The following is a 26,378-nucleotide window of genomic DNA, read 5'->3' on the forward strand; positions in this document are numbered from 1 at the left end:
TATTTGTTACATGGAATGGACTGGCGTGCCCAACGCCACATCGGCTGCTTCCATGGTAATTTCTCCAAGGGTCGGGTGGGCATGAATCGTCATGGCCACATCTTCTGCAGTCATGCCGGCTTCAATGGCAAGTCCAACTTCGGCGATCATATCGGAGGCATTTGGGCCGGCGATTTGGGCACCGATGACTAAGCCATCATCCTCCCTTGTGACAAGTTTCATAAACCCGTCGGTATCATTGAGGGACAAGGCCCGTCCGTTGGCCTGGAATGGAAACTTCGATGCTTTTGCTTCATAACCGGCTTCTTTGGCTTCCTCTTCCGTATAACCGACGGATGCCAGTTCCGGCTCCGAGAAAGCCACAAGCGGGATGCCAAGGTAATCAATGGCAGATGCTTCGCCGGAAATAACTTCAGCGGCAATTTTGCCTTCGTAAGATGCTTTATGTGCAAGCGGCGGACCATCGGTAATATCACCGATTGCGTATATATTGGATACGCTCGTACGCGCTTCTTTGTTGGTTTGAATGAGCCCGCTATCATCCATGTCAATACCGATTTGCTCAAGGCCAAGCTCTTCGGTATTCGGCTTGCGTCCAACGCTTACGAGCACATAATCGGCATCGATTTTTTGTTCCTCGCCCTTCACATCGGCCGTCACCGTCACGCCATCCTCTTTTTCTTCCACACCGTTCGCCATCGCTTGCGTGTAGAACGTGACCCCTTTATTTTTCAAACGACGCTGAACGAGCTGGGACATTTGCTTCTCAAATCCGCCAAGGATTCGTTTTTCGCCTTCGAGGACGGTCACTTCACTTCCAAAATTGGCATAAGCGCCTGCCAATTCAATGCCGATATAGCCGCCGCCGATAACGACGAGCTTCTCCGGAATATCTTCCAACGCCAACGCACCCGAAGAATCTATGACCCGGTCGCTATATTTAAAATTGGGAAGCTCAATCGGCTGAGAACCTGTCGCGATGATGGCATTCTTGAACTTGTAAGATTGCCCGCTGTTATTTTCACTGGACACTCTCACGGTGTCCTTGTCGGAGAAATACGCTTCTCCCTGTACAACGTTCACTTTATTCCCTTTTAACAGGCTCTGGACACCGCCTGTCAATTTTTCAACCACGCCGCCTTTCCACTCTTGTACTTTAGAAAAATCAACGGAGACGTTTTCTGCCTTAATGCCAAGCTCATCATTTCCATGCGCTTTTTCGTAACTGTGCCCGGCTTCGATCAAGGCTTTGGAAGGGATGCAACCAACGTTTAAGCAAACGCCTCCCAAGTCCCCTTTTTCGACAATCGTGACAGATTGTCCGAGTTGCGCGGCACGAATGGCGGCAACGTACCCCCCGGGACCAGACCCGATGATAATCGTATCTACTTCTTCTGCTAAATCTCCTACAACCATGTTTACCCCTCCATCATTATTAATTCGGGATCGTTAAGCAAACGTTTGACATGATTTAGCGCTTGCTGTGCAGTCACCCCGTCGATCAGGCGGTGATCATAACTTAACGATAACGCAAGCATCGGACGAACGACAACTTCCCCGTCTCGGACGACCGCTTTTTCTTCGATACGGCCAATGCCGAGAATGGCGACTTCCGGGTGATTGATGACCGGCGTGAAAAACGATCCGTTGGCCGAGCCAACGTTGGAGATCGTGCTCGTTCCCCCTTGCATTTCCGCACTCGATAATTTTCCATCTTTGGCTTTTTGGGCAAGTTCATTAACCTCAGCCGCGATCATGAAAATCGACTTGCGATCCGCCTCCGGCACTACCGGTACCATTAGTCCGCGGTCGGTGTCCGCGGCAATGCCGACGTTGAAATTCTTTTTATAGACAATTTCTTCGTTTTCATCATCAATGGAAGCGTTTAGAACCGGGTATTCCCTTAACGCCGACGTGTAAGCTTTAACGACATAAGGCAGGTATGTCAACTTGATTTCTTTCTCGGCTGCCACCGGCTTAAATCGTTTCCGGTTTGCGACAAGGGCACTCACTTCCACTTCATCCATGTGCGTGACGTGCGGCGCTGTCCGTTTGCTGTGAACCATTGCATTCGCGATCGTCTTGCGTATGCCTTTTAGCGGCACGCGTTCTTCCGATACATCGGCTGCTGCTTTCGGAGCCGCTTCTTTTTCCGCAGACTTCTCTTCTTTTTCTTCCGTTTCAGACGAGCCGCTCATAAAGGCATCCACGTCTTCTCTTAAGATTCGTCCGTTTTTGCCCGTCCCTTGTACGTCACTGATGTTTACGTTTTGTTCGCGAGCGTATTTGCGGACAGAAGGCATGGCAATGACTCGCTTATCGTCACTTGCGTCGTCTTGCTTTTGCCCCTCTTCTTTTTTATCCTTATCTTTTTTGTCCTCTTTTTCGGCGGTTTTTTGATCTTTCTCTTCTTCCTCTTCTTTCTCTGCATCATCCGACTCGCCTTCATCGGAGGACGGTTCTTCTTCTTCGGAACCGCTGCCGTCATCGATGGTAACGATGACATCCCCTACCGTCACCGTGGTGTTTTCCTCTACTTTTACGTCTAATATCGTTCCATCTACCGGAGAGGGGATTTCGACCACGGATTTGTCATTTTGTACTTCAACGAGAACATCGTCTTCTTCTACTTTGTCCCCTTCTTTGACAAACCATGAGACGATCTCACCTTCATGAATCCCCTCGCCAATATCCGGGAGCTCAAATTTATAAGCCACGCACAAGGCCTCCTTTATGGTGATCGCTCGTTTCCTCGGCAATCATTGGTTGGATAGCTTTTTAAAAATCGATGGTCGCTTTCGCTTTTTCGATAATATCGTTGTGGTCGGGCAGCCAAACATCTTCATCGGATGCAAACGGATAAACGGTGTCCGGAGCTGTAACTCTCGCCACCGGCGCTTCCAAATGCAAAATGGCGCGTTCGCTAATTTCCGCGGAAATGCCCGCTGCAACCCCTGCTTGCTTTTGCGCTTCCTGGATAACGACCGCGCGGTTCGTCTTTTTCACCGATTCGATGATCGTGTCAAGGTCGACGGGGCTGACCGTTCGCAAGTCAATGACTTCCGCTGCAATATTTTCTTCGCTCAGCTGTTCTGCCGCTTTTAGCGCGGAATGAACCATGGCACCGTAGGCCACGAACGTAATGTCGTCGCCTTCCCGTTTGATGTCGGCTTTGTCGAGGTCGACCGTATACGCTTCTTCGGGAACCTCTCCTTTCAAGGAACGGTAGAGCTTCATATGTTCCAGGTAAAAAACCGGGTCATTCGAGCGGATACTGGAGATGAGCAGCCCTTTGGCATCATATGGGGTTGACGGGATGACTACGCGAATGCCCGGGGTTTGCGCCATCAGCCCTTCCAGGCTGTCCGGATGCAGTTCAGGCGTTTTCACACCTCCGCCGAATGGAGCACGAACCGTAATGGGGCTGTCGTAGTAGCCACCTGTGCGGTAATGCATGCGTGACATTTGTCCGGCAAGGCCATCCATCACTTCAAACATAAAACCGATAAACTGAATTTCCATAATCGGCCGGAAACCGGTGACGCCAAGCCCAATGGCAAGGCCGCCAATGCCCGATTCGGCAAGCGGCGTATCAAAAACGCGGTCTTCGCCAAATTCTTCTTGTAGCCCTTCTGTCGCCCGAAATACACCGCCGTAATAGCCTACGTCCTCACCGAAAAGCAGAACGTCTTCGTCATTTTTCAATTCCGTGCGCATGGCATCTGTTATTGCCTTAATCATTGTCATTTCTGCCATTATTCACTCGACTCCTTCGCACGATACTCCTCCAATTGTTCCTGGAGGTTATTCGGTAATTCATTCCCCATAATTTCAATTAACTCGCTCACTTTTTGGCGAGGAGTTTCTTCCACTTCTTTCATTGCTGCTTTTACATCTGCTTTTGCCTCGTCGACAATCTCATTTTCTTTCTCTTCGGACCAGAGATCTTTACTTTCTAAGTACTTGCGGAATCTCACAAGCGGATCTCGCTTTTCCCATTCGTCATCCTCTTCCGAGGTTCGGTAGCGTGTAGGGTCGTCGCCAGAGAGCGAATGGGGGCCGTAGCGGTAACAAAGCGTTTCAATTAAGGTAGGTCCGTCCCCGTCAACCGCATTTTGCCTTGCTTTTTGTGTGGCCGCGTAGACAGCAAGCGCGTCCATCCCGTCGACTTGAACACCTTCAATTCCGGCGGCAACCGCTTTTTGCGCGATGGTTTCCGCCGCTGTCTGTTCATCGGCAGGCACGGAGATGGCATATTGGTTGTTTTGCACAACAAAGATTGCAGGAACATGAAACGCTCCCGCGAAGTTCATTCCTTCGTAAAAATCACCTTGCGATGCCCCGCCATCTCCCGTGTAGCTGATGACGGCTTGCGAATTTCCTTTTTTCTTCAAACCTAGCGCGATGCCAGCCGTTTGTACGATTTGGGCACCGATAATGATTTGCGGGACGAGTGCATTAAGCCCCTCCGGCATTTGTCCTCCTTTGTAATGCCCTTTGGAAAACAAGTAGGATTGCCAAAGCGGATACCCATGCCAAATCAATTGCGGGATATCGCGATAGCCGGGTGCAATCCAGTCCTCTTTATCAATGGCATAGTGAGAACCGATCATGGAAGCCTCTTGACCGGCCACAGGCGCGTAAAAACCAAGTCGGCCTTGACGGCCCAACGAGACGGCGCGTTGGTCAAGTATCCTTGTGTACACCATTCGGTACATGATGTCTTGGAGCTGTTCATCGGATAAATCGGGCATTTCATCCTCGTTAACCACTTTTCCGTTTTCATCTAGGATTTGAAACGTTTCATACTTATGTTTTGCCACAATGGCTCACCTCTTCTTTCCTGTCGTCGTACTAAAGTTCCGTGAAGTCGCTTCCGTTGCAGGCCCGTCCCACCTTTAATGTCGATTTACCAATAAGTTACCCGAATTATCCTTTTTTCAATCTTCCTTTTGAGTCTCTTTATCTGTTTCACTGTTACGCTGCAATGACTAATACAATATTTCTAAATCAAGTCTACCTTACTGGCATTTCATCCGTCAAACCATAGATTTATCTATTTTTCACCATCCATCCATGCATCTATCTGTTATACATCAAACGAGGGTTTACGAAGAACATTAGTGTAACAGTTCTGCCCTTCTGTTTCCCAGTCATTCTTCCACTAACCCTGCCGTCTGATAAAATTCTTCTTTTTTTTTATTGAAGGTGGATGTGAATTCGTTGAACGTTTCTTTATGATGGCCAACTGTCTCATATGTATCGTTAATGGCATCCACGTGTGCTTCCAAATCCTCATAGGCTAAATCTTCATCCATAAGCATTTCATAAAGTTCCCGGTCCAACTGCACACCATCCATGTACGCCTCATATAGAGCACCGTGCGCTTCATAGCGTTGTTCCATAACACCAATCACGGCCGCTGCCATTGCTTGGATCTTCTCATCGTCAATCTCTTGAACGTAGACAGCTCCTTCCCCAACCTCGTTGTATGCTTGTGTAAGGCTTTCTCTTTCCGTGTCCATGCGCTCTTCCCGTTCATCAACAAATGCAGCAGCTTCTTCGGCGAGGGTCTCTATTTCATCCATCTCCGACAGGCCTAATTCAATCATTTCCTCAAATCGTTCTCTTTCTGCTTCTTCCGCAGCAATGATAGGCTCCTGTTGCTTCACAAAAGTTTCTTCCAGATTCACCGCCTCTTCCAAATGCGCTTGTACCGTTTGCTCCGGCGTAACGCCGCATGCTGCTAGTGCCAAGAGCATGAACCCTGATACGACGGCCTTAACCTTTGCATTCACGAGCCAACCTCCTCTAATCACTAAGTCGTATTCGTTGTTATCATATAGCAATTGTTAAGCGCTTGCAAAACAAGCCGCCTACATTCTTTATCCAAAATTGGGTGTTTAACCAAACAATGTGTGTTCTTTTGCATAAAGTGTAGAGTAAACGCTCAACAAAGAGCAGAGCGTAAATACAAAAGGAGGGGTTTCTCCATGTCATATGGTTACGGCGGATGCGGCGGAATGAGCTACGGTGGCTACGGCGGAATGGGTCATGGCGGCTACGGCGGCGGATTCGCGCTGATCGTTGTTCTCTTCATTCTGCTTATCATCGTTGGGGCCGCGTACGCTCCTGCTAAAAAATAACAAACCACGAGGAATCGGCATTCTGCTTCCCGTGCAGAGTGCCGTATTTATGTATGTCAAGCGCTTTTAGACTTTTGCCGGGCATGCATTTCTGTTACAATTAATAAAAATAATCGTTGCCACATAGCTCGAAAACGCTTATTTGTACAGGTTCTGGAATGGTCATTCAACCTACACCTGTGCCTCATTTAACATACATCAAAAAGTCACCAAAAGGAGGCGCAACAACTTGATTACGATGAAAGACATTGTGCGCGAGGGAAACCCGGTGCTTCGAGAAGTCTCTCGGTCTGTAGAAAATCCGCCCTCAAACGAAGACCGGGAATTGCTTAAGAAAATGTTGGATTTTCTAATGAACAGCCAAGACCCTGACATCGCCGAGAAATATGACCTTCGGCCAGGCAGCGGTTTGGCAGCACCGCAACTAGGGGTTCCGAAGCGGATGTTTGCCATGCATGTGACCGATGAACGCGAGCGTTTGCATAGCTATGGGTTCTTCAACCCTCGTATTATCAGCCATTCCCTCGAAGAAACGCACTTGGAAAACGGAGAGGGCTGCCTCTCGGTTGATCGTGAGGTGGAAGGCATTGTGCCCCGATATGCTCGTTTGAAACTGAAGGCGCGAACACTTGAGGATGAGGAAGTTGTGTTGCGATTCAGAGGCTTGCCCGCGATCGTCGTCCAACATGAAATCGACCATTTAAACGGCGTCATGTTTTATGACCGCATTGAAGATTACAGCGGTCCGTATAAAAAAACGGTGCCCACCATCTAAAAAGAGACTATCCGCGTTTTTTTTAGAAGTGAGCGATTGGAAGTCGGATTGGCAGAAATCGGTGAAAAACCGATTTCTCCTCCAATGTTACGGTACAAGTCCCAGCTTTTTTAGCCCATTGGCAATCCCGTCATCATGAACAGCTGTTGTCGTAAAATCCGCAGATGCTTTTGCTTCTTTCAACCCATTTCCCATTGCTACCCCGGTACCTACATGCTCGAGCATTTCAACATCATTGAGCGCGTCCCCAAATGCGAATGTATCCTTTATATCCACTTGAAGCATGTCAGCGGCCTTCTGCACTCCTTTAGCTTTAGATCCGGCAGCCGGCAAGACGTCCACTGATAATTCATGCCAACGCACAAAACTAAAATCCCGATACTCGTTGTACGTAAAAGCTTCTTGTTCCGCCGTAAACAGCAAGGCCTGATAAATATCTCCTTGACGCGGGTGAATGCTAATCGACGGGTATGGCATCTTAAGTTCCCCTAAACATTGCGCAATTCTGGAATTATCTTTCACATCCGTCAGCATGCTTTTATGATCCATAAACACCATCACGTGCTGTTTTTTCATCGCATCTTCATGGAGTTCTCCCAATGCCCGCCGTTGCAATGACCTGGCTAAAACGACCTCCCCATTAACCACCACATAAGAACCGTTAAAGCTGACAAACGTATCAATTTCCAATTCTTTTCTCAATTGCTCAAACATGAATGGCGCTCTCCCAGTTGCAATCGCCACTTCATGGCCTCCATCCTTTAACGCACGAATCGCTTTTTTCGCGGTAGCGGGAACCTTTTTGCTGTCATCATAAAGTGTTCCATCAATGTCAAAAAAGACCATTTTTTTCGTCATACGGTTTTCTCCTTCTCCTTTGTTTATCTGCTCTTTATTATCTCTTAACTTTCGTCTCTTGAAAAGTCCAGGAGCTTTTCCATCAATTTACTGACACATTTCCGACGGTATCTACACAAAATAAACCAAAAGGAATTTTCGATCAGTGGCACCTTTTACGGAAATAACGGTTAGGAGGGATATAAGATGCTTAAAAAATGGAAAGAAAAGCTGCGTAAACGATATCGGTCTTTACTTCCAAAGCATCGCTCCATTCGCACGTAAACCGCTTGTCACATGGAAACCTTTAGCAATCGTTTGCTTTCTTTAGAAAAGTGAGCTATACTGGAAGAACTGGAATCAGGGTCGCTCAACATGCATAAGCCCCCTCCCGTCATGAATCTCGGCCAAGCATATTGATGATGGAAAGCTAGTATGCATGTTTGACGCTGACAAGGACGGAACGTAGATATTGATCGCGGGTTGAAACCCGGCCCCCGCCGGGGGCCTTTATGGGACAACCCGGCCGCAAACATATGTCTATACATTGAATGCACTCGTTCTTCTTTCCGTGAGAACGATGCATTTCGTCTGCCTATAAAAACGATTGCACGAAGGAGGATTTTCCATGATTTTTAAAGTATTGTACCAACCGCATTTTGATGAAATGCCGGTTCGCGAAAAAACCGAAACGCTCTTTATTGAGGCAGAATCAAAACAAGATGTGCGTAATAAACTTGCCGAGGACCATCTGAACATTGAATATATCCAGCAATTGTCAGACGCGCATCTTAAATATGAACAAAAAAGTGATGATTTTAAGGTGGAAAAGCGCTAAATGAAACAATTACAAAATGACCAAGTAGCTGTTTTCGCCCTTGGAGGGCTTGGCGAAATCGGCAAAAATACGTATGCAGTTGAATATAAAGATGAAATTATTGTTATTGATGCAGGAATCATGTTTCCAGAAGATGAATTGCTCGGCATTGATTATGTCATCCCTGATTACACATATCTATCCCGCAATCAGGAAAAAATTAAGGGTGTTTTTATTACCCACGGCCATGAAGACCATATCGGCGGCATCCCTTATTTGTTACGGGAAGTGAACGTGCCCGTCTATGGCGGAAAACTAGCCATCGGACTTTTACGCGGGAAACTGGAAGAACACGGCCTGCTTCGCAGGACAACGCTGAAAGAGTTGGAAGAGGACGATGTCATTACATTTAAACATACATCGATTTCTTTTTTCCGAACGACCCACAGCATTCCTGATTCGATGGGCGTCGTCGTACACACCCCCGAAGGGAACATTGTGCACACCGGCGACTTTAAATTTGATTTCACCCCGGTCGGAGAGCCTGCAAATTTAACAAAAATGGCGAAAATCGGGGAAGAAGGCGTCCTTTGTCTTTTATCCGATAGCACGAACAGTGAAGTGCCCGAATTTACGATGCCGGAAAGAAAAGTCGGTGAAAGCATCGACCATATTTTCAGAGAAGAGGATGGCCGCATTATTTTTGCCACGTTCGCATCCAACATTCACCGGCTTCAGCAAGTCGTGGAAGCAGCCGTCAATTATGGGCGAAAAATTGCCGTCTTTGGCCGCAGCATGGAATCGGCGATCACGATCGGGCAAGAGCTCGGGTATATTCGCGCGCCGAAGGATACGTTCGTGGATAACAGCCAAATCAACCGCTTGCCTGACAATGAGCTTGCCATCCTTTGTACAGGCAGCCAAGGCGAACCAATGGCGGCACTTTCAAGAATTGCCCACGGCACCCACCGGCAAATCCAGATTATCCCCGGGGATACGGTTGTCTTTTCCAGCTCGCCGATTCCCGGAAACGCTTTAAGCGTCAATAAGATTATTAACCAATTGTTCCGGGCCGGGGCAAATGTCATCCACGGTCCGTTAAACGATATCCACACCTCTGGACACGGCGGCCAGCAAGAGCAGAAGTTAATGCTCAGCCTCATGAAACCAAAGTACTTTTTCCCGATTCACGGGGAATACCGCATGCTCGTCAATCACAAAAGGCTAGGTGTCGATTGCGGCATTCCGGAAGACCGCATTTTTCTCATGGAAATCGGTGAAGTGCTCGCCCTGCGAAAAAATGAAGCCAAAAAGGTCGGCAAAGTTCCGGCGGGAACTGTATATGTCGACGGAAGCGGCATCGGGGACATCGGAAACATCGTCTTGCGTGACCGCCGCATCCTTTCGGAAGAAGGGCTCGTCGTTGTGGTTGTCAGCATCGATATGAAAAACTTTAAAGTTGCCGCCGGGCCGGATATCATCTCAAGAGGCTTCGTCTATATGCGGGAGTCCAGCCATCTTATTCATGATGCGCAGAAAATGTTGGAGAAGCATATTGATGAATTAATGAAAAGAAAAACAAGCCAATGGTCTGAAATCAAAAATGAAATCATCGAATTGCTCAACCCGTTCCTCTATGAAAAAACAAAACGCAAACCCATGATTTTGCCGATTATCATGGAAGTGTAAGCTGCTTAAGTTGCTTGGCAAGTGCTCCTTTTCAAGGAGCCTTGCTTTTTTATTTTTATTGTTTTACATTCGTACCGAAAGGGTATGCAAATTTTGACGAATGGGCGGAAAATACATCTTTTTTTACATCCATCCATTCGCAAATATGTTATACTTCCGTACGTGTTACTATATGCCCGAATTCGACAAAGGAGTGAATGTAATGGACGAACTACTCACAAACCCGTACGTCACAACTACATTGATGATTGTAGGGCAGCTTTTACTGGCAATCGTCGGCTATTTCATATTCCGAGCCATCGGAGGATCGCTGATTACCCGTACGTTTCAGCGAATGCAAGAAAGACGCAAGATGAACAATAACCGGGCACAAACCCTTGAAAAATTAGCAATGAATGTATTTTCCTATACATTGCTGTTCATCGTCATCGTGATTGTGATCGATATCTTCGGTCTTCCGATCGGACCGATCCTCGCGAGCGCCGGTGTTGTCGGTCTTGCCATTGGCTTCGGCGCACAAGGGCTCGTCAGTGACGTCGTTACAGGATTTTTCATCTTGTTGGAAAAACAGATTGACGTCGAGGATTATGTAACGATCTCTGAATTGGATGGCATTGTCGAAGAAGTCGGTTTGCGTACGACACGCATCCGCGCGTGGGACGGCACGCTTCATTTCATCCCCAATCGTGAAATCACGAGCGTAAGCAACCATTCCCGCGGAAACATGGAAGCAATGGTGGATGTTGGAATTTCCTTTAATGAGAATATCAGTGAAACGATGAAAGTCTTGCAAGACGCCATGAATCGTTTGGCTGAAAAAGAAGACGGTATTCTTGAAGGTCCGGACGTGCTCGGTGTCGGCTCTATCGATGAATACGATGTGAAAATTCGAATTCTCGCCTACACCGGAAACTTGCAACAATGGGGCATCCAACGGAAAATACTCCAGGCAAGCAAAGAAGCACTTGACGAAGCCGGCATCGAAATCCCGGTTCCACAACAAGTTTATTTCCAAGAAGAAAGAGATCGGTAAGAAATAGATAAATAGCGAAAAGCCAAAGGTTCCTATGTGCCAGTGCCTTTGGCTTTTTTACGTTGACAGTTTTTCAGGGATACCGTGATAATGTCCGAACACGTGGGCTGATTGAGCAAAAATGCACAAAAGAAACCGAGCGTGATATACATTGCTATCACTCGCCCGGCAGTCGGAGAGGTGTTAACCAATCTACCCCCTTCTTTTTCAATCATCAATGACTGCTTCAACGCACCCCGATTTCGCGTTCCTCGCCTTGCAGAGGTGCGTTGGTGCCTTCAACTGGAAGTAGAATAAAAGTTGGACACACAAAATTGGTGCATTGTTAAAATGGATCTAAAGGAGTGTGCCTATTTTGCAACATCATGATATAGAATTTAAACGGTATGCGGTGAAACTTATCGTTCATGAGGGTAAAAAAAGAGCAGATGTCGCGAGAGAGCATGGAATCTCCGCTAGCACGCTGGAAAATTGGGTGAGAAATTATCGTGAGGATAAGGGGGACTCCCTTTTCGGAAGCGGTTATCTCACGCCAGCGGAAGAGCAACATCAACGGGACGTGAAAAGAATTGAGGAATTGGAAGAAGAAGTGGCGATTCTAAAAAAGGCAGCGGCCTTCTTCGCCAAAAACCAGGAGTGATCTACCACTTCATCGAGGAACACCGACAAGAGTTTCGTGTGGCGAAGATGTGCGAGGTTTTAGGTGTTTCCAGAGGCGGCTATTACGAATGGCGCAACCGCCCGCAATGCCCGCAAAAACAGCGAAAAGAAACCATCGTTGAGGCCATCGAGCAAATCTTTATCCAATTCCGGAAAACGTTTGGGAGTCCGCGGATAACGAGGGAACTGCATAAACACGGCTTTACAGTCACTCAGAAAACGGTGTCGAATTATATGCGAGAATATGATCTTCGCCCAAAGACCGCCATGAAGAAAGGGAAAAAGACAACCGATTCCAATCATGATCACCCGGTGTATCCCAACCTGCTTCAACGGGATTTTCATACAGATCATCCCAACGAGGCTTGGGTGGCGGATATCACCTATATCTGGACCCGGGAAGGCTGGCTTTACCTGGCATCGGTGATGGACTTATTTTCTCGTAAGATCATTGGCTGGAATATCAGTCACCGTCTCACGAAAGAACTGGCCATAACTGCCTTACATCGGGCGATGCGCCTTCAACCTCCGCAAGAGGGACTCATCCACCACTCAGACCGGGGGAGCCAATATGCCTCCCATGCCTATCAGGCTATTCTCCAGGAACACGGCATGCTCACAAGTATGAGCCGGAAAGGCGATTGTTATGACAATGCGTGCATCGAGTCTTTTCACGCTACCATTGAAAAAGATCTGCTGGCCCATGAAACCTACGATACACGGGAGGAGGCTAAGATGAGCGTTTGGGAGTACATTGCCTGCTTTTACAACGAAGAACGTACCCATTCCACCATTGGCTATATGTCGCCTAACCAATTCGACCGGCAGTATAGACAAGCTCAAAGAGGCGACATGACGGTGTAACGAAAAAACGCTGATAGCAAATATGATCGTTATGCTGGGAGCCGTGAAGTTTACCTTTGACAGCTGTGCCCGATGCCCCGATTCACCGGTTGGGGATGGGGCCCCTCCGCCGAATCGGGAGCATCGATCGGTTCGTGGTACACTGACGGATGCGGCTGATGCGCCCATGAGCTTTTTTCTCCCAGCCGCCATCAGATGCACACCACGAACCGAAGCAGCTGTCAAAGGCGGCGGATTCAGAAATAGCAACTTGAAACTTGAGGACTAAAAAGGCACCAATTTTCTGTGCTCGTATTATTGACATAACTCCACAACGCACCCCGATTTCGTGTTCCTCGCCTTGCAGAGGTGCGTTGGCAACTTCAACGCACCCCGATTTCGCGTTCCCTGTCCTTCAGAGGTGCGTTGGCAACTTCAACCTCAGGTAAGCAAGCAGTGAAGATTTCCGAACACCGAGCGTGAAGCTCCCCATCTCTATAAATCGCCAGGCGGCAGGTCACTAATCACCCCGCTTACACCTAATGTCTCCATTTCTTTCGCATCTGTCTTATTTTTAACAGCATAGGGAAAAACTCTCATGCCTTGCTTCTGCCAACGCTCTACTTCATTTTTTTGCACAACGGCCACATGCGGATGGAGCGAATGAACGTCAAACGGAGCAAAAAGGCGGAGATAGCTTTCCAAATTGACTGCTCGAAAATTCATGAGCAGGCCGATGTTTACCGCTGGATTCCATTCTTTTAACCGATATAAACATGCATGGTCAAAAGAAGAAACGATTGTGTTTTCTTCGCGATCACGGTGCACCAGCGCTTGGTTTACTTTCTTTTCGATCTCCGGGTAAACGTGTGGGATGTTTTTGATTTCTATATTCAGCAACATATTCGGCGGGACAAAATCCAATACTTCCTCCAACGTCGGGACAGGTTCGCCGCGATATTGTTCGCTAAACCAAGCGCCCGCATCCAATGTGGCCAGCTCGGGATCCGACATATCCCGAATCCGGCCTTCCCCATCCGTGGTGCGCCCGACATGTTCATCATGCATGACGAATAATTCCCCATCTTTTGAAACATGAACATCAAACTCAATACCGGAAGCACCACTGTCTATCGCACGTCTAAACGCGGCGAACGTGTTCTCCGGCGCTTTTTCGGAGTATCCTCGATGCGCAATCCACTTCATTTCATTTCCTCATCCAAGTATTGAATGATATGGTTCACAGCAATAGGGATCGCCCCTTCATCGGGGGTAAGTTTTGGGTCGTGCAGTCCCTTTTCGCTATCGACCCCTAGCCAAAACATGAATCCCGGTATTTTTTCTATAAAAAAACCGAAGTCCTCGCCGGTCATAGCCATGGCTGCTTCTCTAAAATGTACGTCTTTGCTTTTCTCTGAAAAAGACATAAAAGACGTTACCTTTTCACTGTTCCATACTTGTTTATACTGCGCTCCCCATTCCACATCCACGTCACAATCGAAGCTTGCCGCGATACCGGCACATATTTTCCGAACATGTTTCTGCACAAGGTCCATTGCTTCCTGAGATAACGTACGGATGGTTCCCTCCGTATCGGCTTTTTCGGCAATGATGTTTTCTTTTGTTCCACTCGTAATTTTTCCAATTGTAATGACTGCACTGTCCAACGGATCAATCCTGCGTGCGACGACGGATTGGATTTGGGTAACAAGGTGACTCGCGGCCACAACCATGTCATTGGCTAGATGCGGATAAGCGGCATGGCCGCCGTGCCCGCGAAGATGGACCATAAATTCGGATGTGTTCGCGAATAACAGTCCTTTTCTCGTCGTCACCGTGCCTACCGGTTCATTCGGCGCTATATGAAGGGCAAACATCCAATCCGGTTGATACGTTTTAAACGAATCGGACTCCAGCATCGGTTCTGCCCCGCCCGGTCCTTCTTCCGCCGGCTGAAAAACAAAAAGCAAATGGTCTTTCGGTTGGTTTTTCGCATAGTAATTAAGAAGGCCGAGAGCAATCGTCATGTGCACATCGTGTCCGCACGCGTGCATCTTTCCTTCGTGATGGGAGGAAAAAGGGAGCCCGGTCTCTTCTTGAATGGGCAAACCATCCATATCTGTCCGATAGCCAATCGTTTGCGTTGCCGCATAGCCTTCAACGAAAACGAGAATGCCCGTCCGCCATTTCTCCACCTTGAGGTGGTCGCCTGGCATCTCGCCGATCTTATCGAGCAAAAAACGCTGGGTTTTATATTCTTCAAATCCTAATTCAGGCTGTTGATGCAAATGACGGCGAATGGCAGTCATCTCTTCTATTGTGTACATATGTATCCCTCGATTTCTTTTATGAAAAATACTGCTCAGGTTGAAAAAAACCGCCACACATAAGCGGTACAGGAGCAGTCTCTAAAAGCCGTTCTCGATGACCTTAGGCGTGTGGTTTGCGCCGGTTCGGGCACCATAAACGGTTCTTGTTGATTTCATATAATGCCTCGATTTATTCCGATGTTGAAAATAACTACTGAGTCTCCCCTTTAGAAAAAGCTCCTTGCTCGTCCAACCAAGCAAGGAGCTAACATTCTATTCGTCTTTTAACTTGCGCAGTTCCGACTTAATTTCCGTTTTGCCGCGTGTGCCCTCATCAATATCTTTTATAACTCGCGCCGGTGTTCCGGCCACCACTTTGTTTTCAGGCACGTCTTCGGTCACGATCGCGCCTGCAGCGACGACGGATCCTTTGCCAACCGTGACTCCTTCGAGCACAACAACATTCGCGCCAAGCACGACGCCATCTTCAATGATGACCGGTGTCGCGGATGGTGGCTCGATTACCCCTGCCAACACGGAACCTGCGCCAATGTGGCAGTTTTTCCCGACGGTTGCTCGTCCGCCAAGCACCGCGTTCATATCTATCATCGTGTTTTCTCCAACGACAGATCCGATATTAATCATCGCACCCATCATGATAACGGCGTTTTTGCCAATTTCTACGCGATCGCGGATGACTGCTCCCGGTTCGATACGCGCGGGGATTTCTTTCATATCAACAAGGGGTACCGCCGAATTGCGGCGATCGTTCTCAACAACGTAGTCTTCAACTTTATCCTTATTTTGTGCAATTACGTCTTTGATCGCACTCCATTCGCCGAAAAGAACTGCAGCAGAATCCCCGGATGGGAACACCTTTGTATCCGCACCGAAATCGAGCGCGGACACCTCCCCTTTTATATATACCTTTACAGGCGTTGATTTTTCGCTATCCGCGATAAATTGGACAATCTCATTTCCGTCCATCATTTCCATGTTGTTTTCCTCCTTATGTCCATTACCTTCACATCCTACAGATTACCATAGTCTTTCCTTTGAAAAAAGCAAAATCTATTCCGGACTGTTTGTGACATTTTTCGTACCTGTTAAGGAAGATCGATCGCTTTGCGCGTAGATATCTCGGCCCGGTAGTGCAATTTCTACGTTCTCCTCTTCCATAATTTCCAGGATCCGCATATTAAAATCTTGTTTTATTTGCAGCCACTCTGTCCAACGGGTCTTGTAGGTAAAATAATAAAGCAACATTTCCAGGCCATTTTCTTCAAATTCTCTTACGTAAACCTCAATTTCTTCCGGATGTACTTCAGGGCTGTCCCGCAGCTCCTGATCGACCCTTTTCAGTACATTTCGTACGTTTTCCACCGGTGAATTGTACTTTAAGTAAATACTGGAAAACACTTGTCTCGTTCTCATTTCCGACCAATTCGTAATCGATTCATTGGCCATTGTCGAATTCGGGATGATGACCACCCCTTCCGCCCAGGTTCGGACTTTGGTGCTTCGAAACGTAATATCCTCGACAACCCCTTCATACCCCATGACTTCGATCCAATCATTTTGTTTGAATGGCTGTTCCGTAACGAGGATAATCCCGCCAAAGAAATTTGCGATCGTATCCTGCGCCGCCAAGGCAAATGCCAGACCGCCGAGGCCTAGACCGGCGATAAACCCATTAATATCATAATCCCATTCCATAGCGATAACCGTAAACATAAGCACAATGATAAGGCCGCGCAAAATTCTCGAGGTAAACGGGATCAACATGCTGTCTTTATCGCCATCGATTTTTCGTCCCAACCGGGTAAACAAATCCGAAGACGTTCCCGAGAAATTAAAAAATCCCCAGCCGAAAAAGATAATTAAAAACGTGCGCAACAGCCGGTTCACCACGTACATAACGTCGGGTTGCGGCCCCAAATATAGAATGGCAAAGTAAATGCCGACGACCACGAAAAGCATGCGCATCGGTTTTGTAAACGCATAGAGCAAATTCTCCAACAACGGACTTTTTCCATGTCTGGAGATCATTTTTATGATCGCAAAACTAAAACGGGTAAATAGCTTTCGCAACAGCAAAAAAATCAATACGATCACTGCCGCGCTCACATAATGCAGCCACGGCCAGGCTTCCACCCATGCATAGTACCAATCGAACACTCTCATATCCTCCTGTAGAATCGCTGAATTTCTCTAAGTATCATCGCCGGGATAGCGAAAGTTTCCCTTTTCTTGCTTTGGGGCTCTCCCGGACATTTTTGAACTAGTCCTCCTTCATATTAACATCCTAACGCTTTCTCGGCTATTCCTTTGATGAAAAAGAAAAGCCCCATGTCGAGGCTGACACGGGGGCATTAGATTGCCGATGGAACCTTAACCGGGGTTTTGCTAATCACAAAATGAATCAGGCTGCGAACATCTCCGTGATTCAATAGATCATGCGCTCGCCCCTGACGAACACGCAAAGCATGGCGGATCAAGTTGGAATCGGGGAGCTGTTGCAGTGCCCATATCATCCCTCTTGTTTTCGAAGTCAGAATCCCTGTTTCTTTAAAACACCACGTCCTGCACGCGTTCATAACTGCTTCATGTCCATATGGATCATAAAAAGGATGAAAAATTTGATTTTCTTGCTCACGCAGCGAACCTTTCATCGTTTCTTGCAGCCAAGGTTTCGGGACATTTCCGAACACTTTTTCTTTTGGACGCCCTGCCATTGTTTTCCCGGATTGTAAAATCATCGCAAAGTCCATCAATAATCCTTCATCCATGTCTTCCTCCGAAACTTTGGCTTCGAAGTTCCGGCCGGTTAACAAGGCGAATTCGTAAGATAACAACGAGTGCGGGTGTCTAGCCTCTTCTTCCATCACCACGTAAAATTCCAACCCCGCCCCCGGAGACGGCAAAACATCATGTGCCAACGCTTGTGCGAGCGCCTCCTTATCCGATGCCTTTAAAGGTCGCCTTACGATACAAAAGACATCAAGATCACTTACATCTTTGTCGTAGTCATCCACTACCGCCGAACCACTCAAGTAAAGCCCGACCATACGGTCTTCCAATACTGAATGCACAGCATCCGACAGTTGATGCAAATAGTCATCCACTTGATCATCCATGAAGAAGCGCTTCCCCCATCCATTGTTCATGATTTAAAAAACGTATGTCTTTTTCGTGAATGTTTACATATAGCCGTTTTAATTAAATATGTATACTAAGGATATCCGATTCGCGCGAACAATGCAATGATTTTTCAGTTATTTTAAAAAGTAAGCAGGCAACTGTCAGCGTTTGCCTGCTTAATCACGATCAATTAGGGAGGATCTCCGTCATGTCGGCAGAATGAAAACACGTTTCGAAACAGTACGGCGTTTTATTTTCACGCGCCCGGAGCTAATGGATTAGCAGCGGTCGTCGTCAGAATCAAAATAGACTTTCACCTTGACATTATCGAACACATAGTCAGGCTTTGAAGGTTTTCGGCCGTGGTGTCCATGGTGGCGTTGACATTTATGACAGCCACATCCGTGATTTTTTCGATCGTCTTCTTCAGCTTCCACTACCCGACATTTACACTCAATATGATGCATATCTGCAGCTTCTTCCTCTTCTTTCTTCTTTCCGTGGTGATGGCCAAATCCCCACATATAGTCCCACATATTATAACCCATGTGATGGTCCCCTTTCCACTTAGTAATTGCCGCACACTAAATCATATGTAATGAGCGTACATGCTTGTAATGGAAGAACCTAAGAAACGACAAAAATCGTTATCCGTCTATGAACCGACGTCTAAGTTGATGGCGCTCATATTTTCCAAGCCTCTTGCTTACATATTAGAGAGGTGATCCTCATGCTGAAGACGGTCGAAGCTTTTCTGAATCACCAACCGGACTGGGTTTATTTTCTGACTGGTATCATCATCGTCTTTGGACTCATCACGACCTTTATCCTCATCGGCCGGGCGGCGATGAAATATACGGAAAAAATTGATAAAGAACTGGGTTTTCAGAAAATCCAGCAGGAGCTGCACGACACAAAATATCAGGCTGCCATTCATAAAGACATCGCCCTTCAAACGATCCACGCGCTTCGAAACGCCGAACGCTTCCTCGAGCAATTGCAACAAGCGCGTCGATTCACCGTTCAAGCTGAAGAAAATCTACAAACCTATGAAAACTTGATTATTCGCATCGTGCATGCCCTCAGCTCAGATATAAAATTTCAACCGGGGGAGCAACACCGATCTGCCGTTTGGATTGAAGAATCGGGGCAACTCGTTTATTTCACCGGAAGTAATGCTTTTGATGACCGGGACGGCAACCAAATCCTGCCCATGAATGAAACGATCGCCGGCCGGTCTTTTCGCAAAAAAGAAATTCAACTCGTGCCTGATGTAAGCGCTGATGTAGACGGCATGCCGAAAAGCCATAACGGCTACGGGGCCATTCTATGCATTCCTCTTTCCGAGTGGGGCGTACTTACCGTTGATGCCCATCGCGCATTTCAAAATGAAGTGATGTATATTTGCCGTATTTATGCGCGCGTGATTGATCTTGCATTCTTTGAATATAGTCAAATGATTGATGACGGTTATATTACTCAACAATTCAATGAAAATGAATAAATTATGGAGAGGGAGGGTCTACAATGAGCGGCAAAGAAATATTACGCAAAGCAGCAGCCAAATCGGCAAAAAAAAGAGGGATTCTTTCCGATCACAATTACCGGCAATGGCTCAAGAAGAACGCAAACGTGCAAACGCTCTCCGGGGAAAAAAATGCGTATTCTACCAATCGGGCGAAAAAATCGCTTTTAAAACGGGTATGATTAAAAAAGCACTCCTCGGGCAAAAAAACCTGTAAAAGGAGTGCTTTCTTACTGATTAATGTTGCTTTAAGTTGTAAGTGGCTGCCGGTGTTTTCCGCTGTAGATTTCCCCCATAGGATTTTTTCTCCAGCATTGGGGCTAATTTGAAAAAGAGTGGCACGAACACAATCGAGATGGCCAAACCTTTTACGATATTAAATGGCAAAATCCCCGCGAGCACTGTCGTCATCATCACTTGGCTGCTCATTTCCCAGCCGATCAACCAGGAATAGGCCGGCAAAAACACAAGGTAATTAAGGACAGTCAGACCGATCGTCATCGAAACGATTCCGGCCCCCAATCCGGCAATTAATCCTTTTGCGCTTCTAAAGTGGCGATACATATAGGCGACCGGCAACACGAATAACAAGCTGGCCACAAAGTTGGAAATCATGCCAATCGGGTCTCCTGCCCCCATGAATAACGTATACAGCAATATTTTCATGCCCGCAACTGCTATGCCGGCAACCGGTGAAAATAACAATGCCGCGAACAACACGGGCAACTCACTGAAATCAATGCTTAAGAACGATAGAAACATCGGCATCGGTATGCTGAAAAACATAAGTGCCGCTGCCATTGAACCGAGCACCGCGTACATCACTAAACGAAACGTCTTGGATTCTTTCATTGCTTGCGCCCTCCCGTTCTTCGGTTACCTAAAGAACGAAGACGCAGAGTTCTCCGTATCCATTGCCATAATAAAGCCCCTAAGTTTTTATCACTTAGGGGCATTTTTTCATAACGGAAATCACACGGACACACTGGTCCATGGACATGCTCTGCAATCTTCTCCCATCCAGACTTTACTGTCGGTTCCGGCATCGCACCGGCATCCACCGCAAACGCGGGTCACGGACTTATCGCCATAAAAGACGCATCACCGTCGGTCGGGAATTTCACCCTGCCCCGAAGATTTTTAATTTTTTTGTTATCGTTATACTATCACTAGCGTTTCACGAATGCAAGCGAAAAGTTTCATAATGTGATAGCGAGGATGCCGGCATCGTTGATAATGATTGACGGCGGTATAATAATGCCCTTTCAGTGGTGTCATGCGCTTCCCGACTCGCCCCCTTCTCATTCCCCGAGAACAGCAATCGCTCGCACCGGTGAGCCGTCGCCATTTTCAATCTTCAAAGGCAACCCGAAAAAGGTAAACACCTCTCCCGACGGAATTAAATCTAACTTCACCAGATCCGTATAAGTGACAATTTTATGAGCCAATAAACCACTTTCCAATTCTTCACTTAAAGACCCACCAACAAACGGCGGGGAAGCAGCTATTATTTTTTCCAATACGTCCTCCCCGACATCTTCCCCAAAAAACAGACCGGTATGAGCGGGAAAATCCATCTTTGGCGTCACGCGCACTGCCCTGCCGTAAAATTGCGTTAACGGAATGTCATCCAACGAAGCCATCCCTTCGTGCATGTGGGAGAAGGCATCCACATGCGTACCGGTATGCGATCCCAGCCTTAGCGAACGGACTTCATGCCCGTCTTTTTTTACAGTTGTTGCAACGTCAATCTTCACTTCCGGGTCCCCCGAATAGACCGGCATACCATCGAAAATGGTCTTTGTTAAATCAATAACTTCCATGAAAACACTCCCAACGTAGATGAACGGAGATCCTTAATGGTATAATAAAAGAAAAGTGCGAGGAGGACTAGTCATGGAGGAAGAAACCCCGCCCATCTCCCCTCAACCGGAAAAAAAACCAGTGCATCCCCATTCCCCGGCTGAAAAAGAACGAATTCAAAATCGCTTGCGCCGAATTGAAGGGCAAATCCGGGGATTGCAGCAAATGGTGGAAAACGATCGTTACTGTGTCGACGTCCTCGTGCAAATTACCGCTGTTCAATCGGCATTAAAAAAAGTAGGGTATACGTTACTGGAACATCACGCAAAAACGTGTGTCGTGAGTGACATTCAAAAAGGAAAAGAAGAAGAAAGCATCGATGAACTCCTTAAAGTCATCGAACAATACGCAAAATAAGCTGCCTTTTGCCGGCAGCTTATTTGTGCTTTTTAATGTTGCTTAACCAACGTCATATCCTTGATCTTCAATCGTGTCGACAATTTCCGCATGCGTAACATCGCTTTTATCATAGGAGACCGCTACGGTTCCTTGGCCAAGGTTTACTTTTACGTCTGAAACGCCTCTCATTTCACCGACGTTTCCTTCAACGGCCGATACGCAATGCCCGCACGACATCCCTTTAACGTGAAGGGTTTCCTGTTCCATGCAAATACCTCCTTCCAGGGTATCCTCCTCTCTATTCTAATACCCCATAAAGGTATTTTGCAATTATTAGAAACGCATAAACAAACGTTCATCTTCATTTAAACCGCACGTTCCGCACTGAATTCGATAATTCGGTCCACCATAAGGTATGTGAAAGGGGTCAAGCCCATCCTGCTCAAACTCTTGGACGACTTCCCCGCTTTGCGGATCCAGTTTCACTGCTTGAGGTCTTTGCTCCATGATGTGAAATCTAGACCGATTTGTCTGGCACCGCGGACAAACATACGTCTTCGACACAGCCTATCCCTCCTATTTTTTTTATATGTTTGCCATCATCGTATTTTTTATCCATCCACGATTTATTTCGCCGGAACCATTGACAACCCATCCAAATTACGTTAAGATTTTTTATGGTTATTGATCATAACGTTCCGTTAGCTCAGTTGGGAGAGCGCTACCTTGACAGGGTAGAGGTCACTGGTTCGAGCCCAGTACGGGACACCATTTTAAACGCTACTCCTACAAGGGATTGGGCGTTTTTTGTTTTTTATAACATTTATAAATAAGGTGTTTTTGTTGACCAGTTGTTGACCATTTTCAAATACGGAATATACGTTCCTATAATTCGCACAACGTACGATTAGTATACCCCTATAGTGGCGGATTTGGTTTTGGCGCAGGGAATGTAGCAACCTTGCCACTCCGGGCATTTACGGGCGTAACCCACGACGACATCAGGCGACCACTTGTCCTTTAAGATTTTCTCCTCGGCGAATGCTAGAAACGCAGAAGCCTTGGGGCGCACAGAAGGACATCCGCTGTTTTGACGATGCTCTTCATAAACACGCACCCCGGCATCCGGATAATACTTTTCATACCATTTTCGGTTCGTATCCATCTGTTGAACTGTCCCTCGGTTTTTCTCGCGGGAGAGGGTGCTGACATGGCGGTCCATTTTCTTGGGTATGGCTCGTAAAGCCCCATCGTGAGATAGGCGGAGAACGCCCCTCGCTCTGTCTCGGACAAACGTGAAAATGTACGTTGGGTTGTGTTAGAATCAGTGTTAGCCATCGTTGAGACCTCCCGTGTGTTAAGTGTTGTGGTGACATTAATGATACACGGTCTCACGATGGTTTTGTTTATTTTTTAGTGTTGCATTTGATTTTACAATGAAGCAATATTTATACTTGACACTTACGCTCTTACGCTTATTTTCTTCTTTACAGTCGTAATCATCACCAAAAAAGAAAAGGGCTGCCAGTAGTAACCTCAAAGTTTGTGCTTTTCTTCCTCAACAAACGCGCTTCGTTTGCGATAGATCATGTGGACTGATATTAGCTTGTGGTAATTGATGAAAGGTCTAGTTGATGCCAATGGAATTAAAGGCGTGAGGTTAATATCAAAGATATTAAAAATAATCCCAGTGTAGACAGCAATACGATTAGGATTAGCTTTCTAAACAGTGATTGATATGGTAAGTTGTAATGTTTAATAACAACATCAATAATAAAATAGCATATGGCAATAATGTATGTAATCGTTACATTTCCAATAACCTCTGTTTGTGGCCTAGTAAATATATTAAATAAGAGAGTGGGAACAATGATATAAAGAATTAATGTGTAAATATTGATTAACAACGTACTCTTTAACCCAATCCACTGAAATAATATTTCTACCAGATAACTAAGAGGTATTCCAATTAAGATTAGTCCTAAAGCAATAAAAAAAATATATAATACTAACGAAAATAATACTGCAGAAATATACCCTAATTCATTAAGAAAAAAAGGGAATCCTATACTCATCCCAATTGAACTCACAAACGTACATAAAACCCCTGTCTGTAATTTTCGAGTAATCATATGCCCTCTTTTCCGTACGTTGAAAAAACATGCCCTCCAAAAGCAAAAGGGGTGTAAGTATTACTCCTTTTTTGCGCTTCTTTTCTGGAACAAAAGAAATACGCAAAGCAAACTTTTTTACATTGGATTCTCCCTTCGAGGAACCAAAAAGAAATTTAAAAATGTTTTCAGTCAAAGCTGCTTAAAATCATTTGATTGAACTTGGACAACGGAATCGTTTTTATTTTTAATTCCTTTGCTTTTTCCAGCATTACGTAGTCTTTTCCTTCTGAATGAATAACAATATCGACATTGTATCCATTTGACCCTTTGTTTATCTTTGCCACTTCCATATGATCAACCAGTATATCTTCAACTTTGGTTTGTATTCTAAAAGGTAACAAAGCAATATTTACGGATTTCCCTTTTAATTCAGGGACTTCCGTGTACTTATTCTCTGGTTTTTCAACGTACGAATCCGTTGAAACGGCTATACTTTCACGTGTAACTGAGGCTGTATCTAAGTTCAGATCTTGAGAAACAGCGTCTATAAACCACTCATCCGTTTGAATTTCAACACCTGCTTCTCTTGCTTTGTCCAGTTTGCTCCCTGGTTTATCTCCGCAAACGAGCAGATCCGTTTTAGATGAAACATTCCCAGTTACAACCGCTCCGCATTTTGCTGCCATTTCCTTCATGAGAACCCTCGGGAAAGGACTCTCACCTGTGAAAACCATACGTTTTCCCTCGAAAATAGTGCTTTGTCCCTCAACATTTGCGGTCGCTTTTACAAGGCTCTTGAGCTTTCTAGGAGATGCTTTATACAAGGGGATCCATGATCCAGGGTTTGCCTTTATAATAACTTCGTGAAGCGCCTTTACATCATCTAAAGCGATGTGTGTCAATGGTCGTTCGATATCATAAAAAGATAATAAATATCCTAGCGAGTACGAAAATAAATCTGGGTTCGCATACTTTATAGCCCGGGCGGAATCAAAGCATTGGTGATCTTCGTCCAACCAGCCATAATGAACAAGGAATTTTCGGTCAAAAGAGACATTATGAGCCACAACAGGATAATCGTATTTATGAATAATATTTCTAAATCGATTCTTTTGGAATTCATCTTCTGAAATATCCGCGTACCCTTCTCCCATCCCCAAATGGATCAGTGCCTCATCTTTGACTTCTGCAATATGCTCAGTCAAAACCACCTCTCTATCTTGAATAACGATTAAAGCCACCTCATAGATACCCGACTCTACGCCAAAGTCCATCGTTTCTATGTCTAACAGAATCATATTTCGCATACCATCCCGCCCCCTACAAGTTAATGCCATATTCTTCTGCTAAAAAGCAATCTAACGCATTCTTGCCATCAAATAACAATGACTGCTTTCGCCCGAAAGACTCTGAAGATTCCTCATCTTTTGCTGCCACAAGATAAAAATGATAGTGATCGCTATATACACTTTTTCTGATTCTAAATGTACGGGAAATCATTTTACCTTCTTCATCTTTAAATTCAATCGTCTGCTTGGCTTCATGTTTATACTGGTGCCTGCCAATCTCATTTCCATTTTTTTGTACGATAATCAAAGCGTCATCCCTGATATCAAGAAATTCCAAATCTTCTTCGTCATGCAAATCATATAAGCCTATCGAACTCCAATTCTTTGCCCCTTTATGCAAATAGGACTGTAACATCTCCTCTCTCGTGAACCCTGTGATATGCACTTTGCGATTCTTTATATTTAAAATGGCACTTCCCAGTTCGTTCAGTCTTTCCTGCAACATACTAATTCTCTCCCTTTCTCAACGATATCGAATTCCCCCCGCTTAAAAAACTTGCTTGCTACCTATCATCCACACAAAATATTCGGCAACATAGTCTAAATATCTAAGTTTTTATTCTATTACTCAATACTGATTAAGATAAATCGTGAAAATTCCCACTTCTATTAGGGAACTATTAAACCAAAGGGAGCTAATCCTGATTCAAGTTAAGGTGAACACCAGGCTTCTCAAAAACATAGGGTTTTTCCTCAGACAAAAAATCTTCCCCTCTCCTATAAAATATTGATTATAGGAATATTATACCATGTAGCACTTTAAAAATTAAGATTTATTTATCACAAATATCATGAGTTATCCCCTTTATGCGTGAAAATGTATGTTGGGAAAGTGAACACATGACTTACCTAGGAAACCAACAGAATAACCATTTATTCTATAATTCGAAAAAAATCAAATAATACAGAACAATACAGATTCTCGCCACCAATAATAT

The 26,378-nt window shown here is 45.8% G+C and carries 27 protein-coding genes, 1 tRNA gene, 1 pseudogene and 1 riboswitch; of the genes and pseudogenes, 10 read left to right on the forward strand and 19 right to left on the reverse strand.

Features of this window, described 5'->3' with window-relative positions:
• Positions 1 to 6: 6 nt before the first annotated feature.
• The 5 genes from lpdA to EPH95_RS05230 all read right to left on the reverse strand — a co-directional run bounded on the left by lpdA (position 7) and on the right by EPH95_RS05230 (position 5,798).
• Positions 7 to 1,416 (reverse strand): dihydrolipoyl dehydrogenase, encoded by a 1,410-nt coding sequence (lpdA, locus tag EPH95_RS05210; protein ID WP_142087924.1) that lies wholly within the window; start codon positions 1,414 to 1,416, stop codon positions 7 to 9.
• 2 nt (positions 1,417 to 1,418) lie between these two features.
• Positions 1,419 to 2,717: a dihydrolipoamide acetyltransferase family protein gene (locus EPH95_RS05215; RefSeq protein ID WP_142087926.1), complete on the reverse strand. Its 1,299-nt coding sequence runs from the start codon at positions 2,715 to 2,717 to the stop codon at positions 1,419 to 1,421.
• Between the two features lie 61 nt (positions 2,718 to 2,778).
• Positions 2,779 to 3,756 carry an alpha-ketoacid dehydrogenase subunit beta gene (locus tag EPH95_RS05220; RefSeq protein ID WP_142087927.1) on the reverse strand — a complete coding sequence of 326 codons (978 nt, stop codon included), beginning with the start codon at positions 3,754 to 3,756 and terminating at the stop codon, positions 2,779 to 2,781.
• Entirely contained in the window at positions 3,756 to 4,823 is a 1,068-nt protein-coding gene (pdhA, locus tag EPH95_RS05225) for a pyruvate dehydrogenase (acetyl-transferring) E1 component subunit alpha (RefSeq protein WP_319592821.1), read from the reverse strand. Before pdhA ends, EPH95_RS05220 begins: the two co-directional genes overlap by 1 nt.
• Positions 4,824 to 5,153: 330 nt before the next feature.
• Positions 5,154 to 5,798, reverse strand: a complete 645-nt coding sequence (locus EPH95_RS05230) for a YkyA family protein (RefSeq protein ID WP_142087930.1) — start codon at positions 5,796 to 5,798, stop codon at positions 5,154 to 5,156.
• Between the two features lie 249 nt (positions 5,799 to 6,047).
• Between EPH95_RS05230 and EPH95_RS05235 the strand changes: the two genes are divergently transcribed.
• Together EPH95_RS05235 and def are read left to right on the forward strand one after the other, a co-directional pair.
• On the forward strand, positions 6,048 to 6,146 hold the full coding sequence (locus tag EPH95_RS05235; protein WP_227004121.1) for a YjcZ family sporulation protein: 99 nt from the start codon (positions 6,048 to 6,050) through the stop codon (positions 6,144 to 6,146).
• Between the two features lie 229 nt (positions 6,147 to 6,375).
• Positions 6,376 to 6,921, forward strand: a complete 546-nt coding sequence (gene def, locus EPH95_RS05240) for a peptide deformylase (RefSeq protein ID WP_142087931.1) — start codon at positions 6,376 to 6,378, stop codon at positions 6,919 to 6,921.
• Positions 6,922 to 7,008: 87 nt separating this feature from the next.
• On the opposite strand, the gene EPH95_RS05245 is transcribed toward def, so the two are convergent.
• Positions 7,009 to 7,779 (reverse strand): Cof-type HAD-IIB family hydrolase, encoded by a 771-nt coding sequence (locus EPH95_RS05245; protein ID WP_142087933.1) that lies wholly within the window; start codon positions 7,777 to 7,779, stop codon positions 7,009 to 7,011.
• A 607-nt stretch (positions 7,780 to 8,386) separates the two neighbouring features.
• On the opposite strand from EPH95_RS05245, the gene EPH95_RS05250 reads away from it, so the two are divergent.
• The 4 genes and pseudogenes from EPH95_RS05250 to EPH95_RS05270 all read left to right on the forward strand — a co-directional run bounded on the left by EPH95_RS05250 (position 8,387) and on the right by EPH95_RS05270 (position 12,821).
• Entirely contained in the window at positions 8,387 to 8,596 is a 210-nt protein-coding gene (locus EPH95_RS05250) for a DNA-dependent RNA polymerase subunit epsilon (protein ID WP_142087934.1), read from the forward strand.
• Complete coding sequence (gene rnjA, locus EPH95_RS05255) at positions 8,597 to 10,264, forward strand: ribonuclease J1 (protein ID WP_142087935.1); 1,668 nt, start codon at positions 8,597 to 8,599, stop codon at positions 10,262 to 10,264.
• Between the two features lie 202 nt (positions 10,265 to 10,466).
• The gene (locus EPH95_RS05260; protein WP_227004056.1) at positions 10,467 to 11,297 is read left to right on the forward strand and encodes a mechanosensitive ion channel family protein; all 831 of its coding nucleotides are present in this window, start codon (positions 10,467 to 10,469) and stop codon (positions 11,295 to 11,297) included.
• Between the two features lie 352 nt (positions 11,298 to 11,649).
• A pseudogene (locus EPH95_RS05270) lies at positions 11,650 to 12,821 on the forward strand (IS3 family transposase).
• Between the two features lie 474 nt (positions 12,822 to 13,295).
• Here the strand turns inward: EPH95_RS05270 and EPH95_RS05275 are convergent.
• The 6 genes from EPH95_RS05275 to EPH95_RS05300 all read right to left on the reverse strand — a co-directional run bounded on the left by EPH95_RS05275 (position 13,296) and on the right by EPH95_RS05300 (position 18,798).
• Positions 13,296 to 14,006 (reverse strand): glycerophosphodiester phosphodiesterase, encoded by a 711-nt coding sequence (locus EPH95_RS05275; protein WP_142087942.1) that lies wholly within the window; start codon positions 14,004 to 14,006, stop codon positions 13,296 to 13,298.
• Positions 14,003 to 15,127, reverse strand: a complete 1,125-nt coding sequence (locus EPH95_RS05280; protein ID WP_142087943.1) for an N-acetyldiaminopimelate deacetylase — start codon at positions 15,125 to 15,127, stop codon at positions 14,003 to 14,005. The genes EPH95_RS05275 and EPH95_RS05280 overlap by 4 nt, the downstream gene beginning before the upstream one ends.
• A gap of 255 nt (positions 15,128 to 15,382) precedes the next feature.
• On the reverse strand, positions 15,383 to 16,105 hold the full coding sequence (dapD, locus tag EPH95_RS05285) for a 2,3,4,5-tetrahydropyridine-2,6-dicarboxylate N-acetyltransferase (RefSeq protein ID WP_142087945.1): 723 nt from the start codon (positions 16,103 to 16,105) through the stop codon (positions 15,383 to 15,385).
• A 75-nt stretch (positions 16,106 to 16,180) separates the two neighbouring features.
• Entirely contained in the window at positions 16,181 to 17,287 is a 1,107-nt protein-coding gene (locus EPH95_RS05290) for a mechanosensitive ion channel family protein (protein WP_160141623.1), read from the reverse strand.
• Between the two features lie 194 nt (positions 17,288 to 17,481).
• Positions 17,482 to 18,276, reverse strand: a complete 795-nt coding sequence (locus tag EPH95_RS05295; protein WP_142087948.1) for an aminoglycoside adenylyltransferase domain-containing protein — start codon at positions 18,274 to 18,276, stop codon at positions 17,482 to 17,484.
• 252 nt (positions 18,277 to 18,528) lie between these two features.
• Positions 18,529 to 18,798 (reverse strand): hypothetical protein, encoded by a 270-nt coding sequence (locus EPH95_RS05300; protein ID WP_142087950.1) that lies wholly within the window; start codon positions 18,796 to 18,798, stop codon positions 18,529 to 18,531.
• Between the two features lie 182 nt (positions 18,799 to 18,980).
• On the opposite strand from EPH95_RS05300, the gene EPH95_RS05305 reads away from it, so the two are divergent.
• Together EPH95_RS05305 and EPH95_RS05310 are read left to right on the forward strand one after the other, a co-directional pair.
• On the forward strand, positions 18,981 to 19,754 hold the full coding sequence (locus EPH95_RS05305; protein WP_142087951.1) for a GAF domain-containing protein: 774 nt from the start codon (positions 18,981 to 18,983) through the stop codon (positions 19,752 to 19,754).
• 23 nt (positions 19,755 to 19,777) lie between these two features.
• On the forward strand, positions 19,778 to 19,957 hold the full coding sequence (locus EPH95_RS05310) for a hypothetical protein (RefSeq protein ID WP_142087953.1): 180 nt from the start codon (positions 19,778 to 19,780) through the stop codon (positions 19,955 to 19,957).
• Positions 19,958 to 20,012: 55 nt separating this feature from the next.
• Here EPH95_RS05310 and EPH95_RS05315 read toward each other — a convergent pair whose 3' ends face one another.
• Together EPH95_RS05315 and EPH95_RS05320 are read right to left on the reverse strand one after the other, a co-directional pair.
• Complete coding sequence (locus tag EPH95_RS05315) at positions 20,013 to 20,627, reverse strand: ECF transporter S component (RefSeq protein WP_142087955.1); 615 nt, start codon at positions 20,625 to 20,627, stop codon at positions 20,013 to 20,015.
• Positions 20,628 to 20,779: 152 nt separating this feature from the next.
• Positions 20,780 to 20,917, reverse strand: a riboswitch (FMN riboswitch).
• Positions 20,918 to 21,076: 159 nt separating this feature from the next.
• The gene (locus EPH95_RS05320) at positions 21,077 to 21,598 is read right to left on the reverse strand and encodes a cyclase family protein (RefSeq protein WP_142087957.1); all 522 of its coding nucleotides are present in this window, start codon (positions 21,596 to 21,598) and stop codon (positions 21,077 to 21,079) included.
• 73 nt (positions 21,599 to 21,671) lie between these two features.
• Here EPH95_RS05320 and EPH95_RS05325 point away from each other — a divergent pair, with 73 nt between their 5' ends.
• A complete protein-coding gene (locus EPH95_RS05325) occupies positions 21,672 to 21,995 on the forward strand; it encodes a metal-sensing transcriptional repressor (protein WP_142087959.1) in 324 nt (107 codons plus the stop codon).
• Between the two features lie 42 nt (positions 21,996 to 22,037).
• On the opposite strand, the gene copZ is transcribed toward EPH95_RS05325, so the two are convergent.
• Together copZ and EPH95_RS05335 are read right to left on the reverse strand one after the other, a co-directional pair.
• Complete coding sequence (gene copZ, locus EPH95_RS05330) at positions 22,038 to 22,244, reverse strand: copper chaperone CopZ (RefSeq protein WP_142087961.1); 207 nt, start codon at positions 22,242 to 22,244, stop codon at positions 22,038 to 22,040.
• Positions 22,245 to 22,310: 66 nt separating this feature from the next.
• Complete coding sequence (locus EPH95_RS05335) at positions 22,311 to 22,541, reverse strand: DNA alkylation repair protein (protein ID WP_193557007.1); 231 nt, start codon at positions 22,539 to 22,541, stop codon at positions 22,311 to 22,313.
• A gap of 131 nt (positions 22,542 to 22,672) precedes the next feature.
• Here EPH95_RS05335 and EPH95_RS05340 point away from each other — a divergent pair.
• Positions 22,673 to 22,748: transfer RNA gene (locus EPH95_RS05340), tRNA-Val, on the forward strand.
• Between the two features lie 136 nt (positions 22,749 to 22,884).
• Here the strand turns inward: EPH95_RS05340 and EPH95_RS05345 are convergent.
• From EPH95_RS05345 to EPH95_RS05355, 3 genes are all read right to left on the reverse strand, one after another.
• Positions 22,885 to 23,199: a hypothetical protein gene (locus EPH95_RS05345; protein WP_142087963.1), complete on the reverse strand. Its 315-nt coding sequence runs from the start codon at positions 23,197 to 23,199 to the stop codon at positions 22,885 to 22,887.
• Between the two features lie 1,077 nt (positions 23,200 to 24,276).
• The gene (locus tag EPH95_RS05350) at positions 24,277 to 25,398 is read right to left on the reverse strand and encodes a BRCT domain-containing protein (protein ID WP_227004057.1); all 1,122 of its coding nucleotides are present in this window, start codon (positions 25,396 to 25,398) and stop codon (positions 24,277 to 24,279) included.
• Positions 25,399 to 25,411: 13 nt separating this feature from the next.
• On the reverse strand, positions 25,412 to 25,885 hold the full coding sequence (locus EPH95_RS05355; RefSeq protein WP_142087967.1) for a hypothetical protein: 474 nt from the start codon (positions 25,883 to 25,885) through the stop codon (positions 25,412 to 25,414).
• Positions 25,886 to 26,378 lie beyond the last annotated feature (493 nt).

The sequence above is a fragment of the Salicibibacter halophilus genome, assembly GCF_006740705.1.
Taxonomy (GTDB): Bacteria; Bacillota; Bacilli; order Bacillales; family Marinococcaceae; genus Salicibibacter; species Salicibibacter halophilus.

Coding starts and splice junctions, on each gene's coding strand:
- lpdA (WP_142087924.1), bottom strand. CDS start 1,416: ATGGTTGTAGGAGATTTAGCAGAAGAAGTAGATACGATTATCATCGGG.
- EPH95_RS05220 (WP_142087927.1), bottom strand. CDS start 3,756: ATGGCAGAAATGACAATGATTAAGGCAATAACAGATGCCATGCGCACG.
- EPH95_RS05235 (WP_227004121.1), top strand. CDS start 6,048: ATGGGTCATGGCGGCTACGGCGGCGGATTCGCGCTGATCGTTGTTCTC.
- EPH95_RS05245 (WP_142087933.1), bottom strand. CDS start 7,779: ATGACGAAAAAAATGGTCTTTTTTGACATTGATGGAACACTTTATGAT.
- EPH95_RS05250 (WP_142087934.1), top strand. CDS start 8,387: ATGATTTTTAAAGTATTGTACCAACCGCATTTTGATGAAATGCCGGTT.
- rnjA (WP_142087935.1), top strand. CDS start 8,597: ATGAAACAATTACAAAATGACCAAGTAGCTGTTTTCGCCCTTGGAGGG.
- EPH95_RS05260 (WP_227004056.1), top strand. CDS start 10,467: ATGGACGAACTACTCACAAACCCGTACGTCACAACTACATTGATGATT.
- EPH95_RS05275 (WP_142087942.1), bottom strand. CDS start 14,006: ATGAAGTGGATTGCGCATCGAGGATACTCCGAAAAAGCGCCGGAGAAC.
- EPH95_RS05280 (WP_142087943.1), bottom strand. CDS start 15,127: ATGTACACAATAGAAGAGATGACTGCCATTCGCCGTCATTTGCATCAA.
- dapD (WP_142087945.1), bottom strand. CDS start 16,105: ATGGAAATGATGGACGGAAATGAGATTGTCCAATTTATCGCGGATAGC.
- EPH95_RS05295 (WP_142087948.1), bottom strand. CDS start 18,276: ATGAACAATGGATGGGGGAAGCGCTTCTTCATGGATGATCAAGTGGAT.
- EPH95_RS05300 (WP_142087950.1), bottom strand. CDS start 18,798: ATGGGTTATAATATGTGGGACTATATGTGGGGATTTGGCCATCACCAC.
- EPH95_RS05305 (WP_142087951.1), top strand. CDS start 18,981: ATGCTGAAGACGGTCGAAGCTTTTCTGAATCACCAACCGGACTGGGTT.
- EPH95_RS05310 (WP_142087953.1), top strand. CDS start 19,778: ATGAGCGGCAAAGAAATATTACGCAAAGCAGCAGCCAAATCGGCAAAA.
- EPH95_RS05315 (WP_142087955.1), bottom strand. CDS start 20,627: ATGAAAGAATCCAAGACGTTTCGTTTAGTGATGTACGCGGTGCTCGGT.
- EPH95_RS05320 (WP_142087957.1), bottom strand. CDS start 21,598: ATGGAAGTTATTGATTTAACAAAGACCATTTTCGATGGTATGCCGGTC.
- EPH95_RS05325 (WP_142087959.1), top strand. CDS start 21,672: ATGGAGGAAGAAACCCCGCCCATCTCCCCTCAACCGGAAAAAAAACCA.
- copZ (WP_142087961.1), bottom strand. CDS start 22,244: ATGGAACAGGAAACCCTTCACGTTAAAGGGATGTCGTGCGGGCATTGC.
- EPH95_RS05345 (WP_142087963.1), bottom strand. CDS start 23,199: ATGGACCGCCATGTCAGCACCCTCTCCCGCGAGAAAAACCGAGGGACA.
- EPH95_RS05350 (WP_227004057.1), bottom strand. CDS start 25,398: ATGCGAAATATGATTCTGTTAGACATAGAAACGATGGACTTTGGCGTA.
- EPH95_RS05355 (WP_142087967.1), bottom strand. CDS start 25,885: ATGTTGCAGGAAAGACTGAACGAACTGGGAAGTGCCATTTTAAATATA.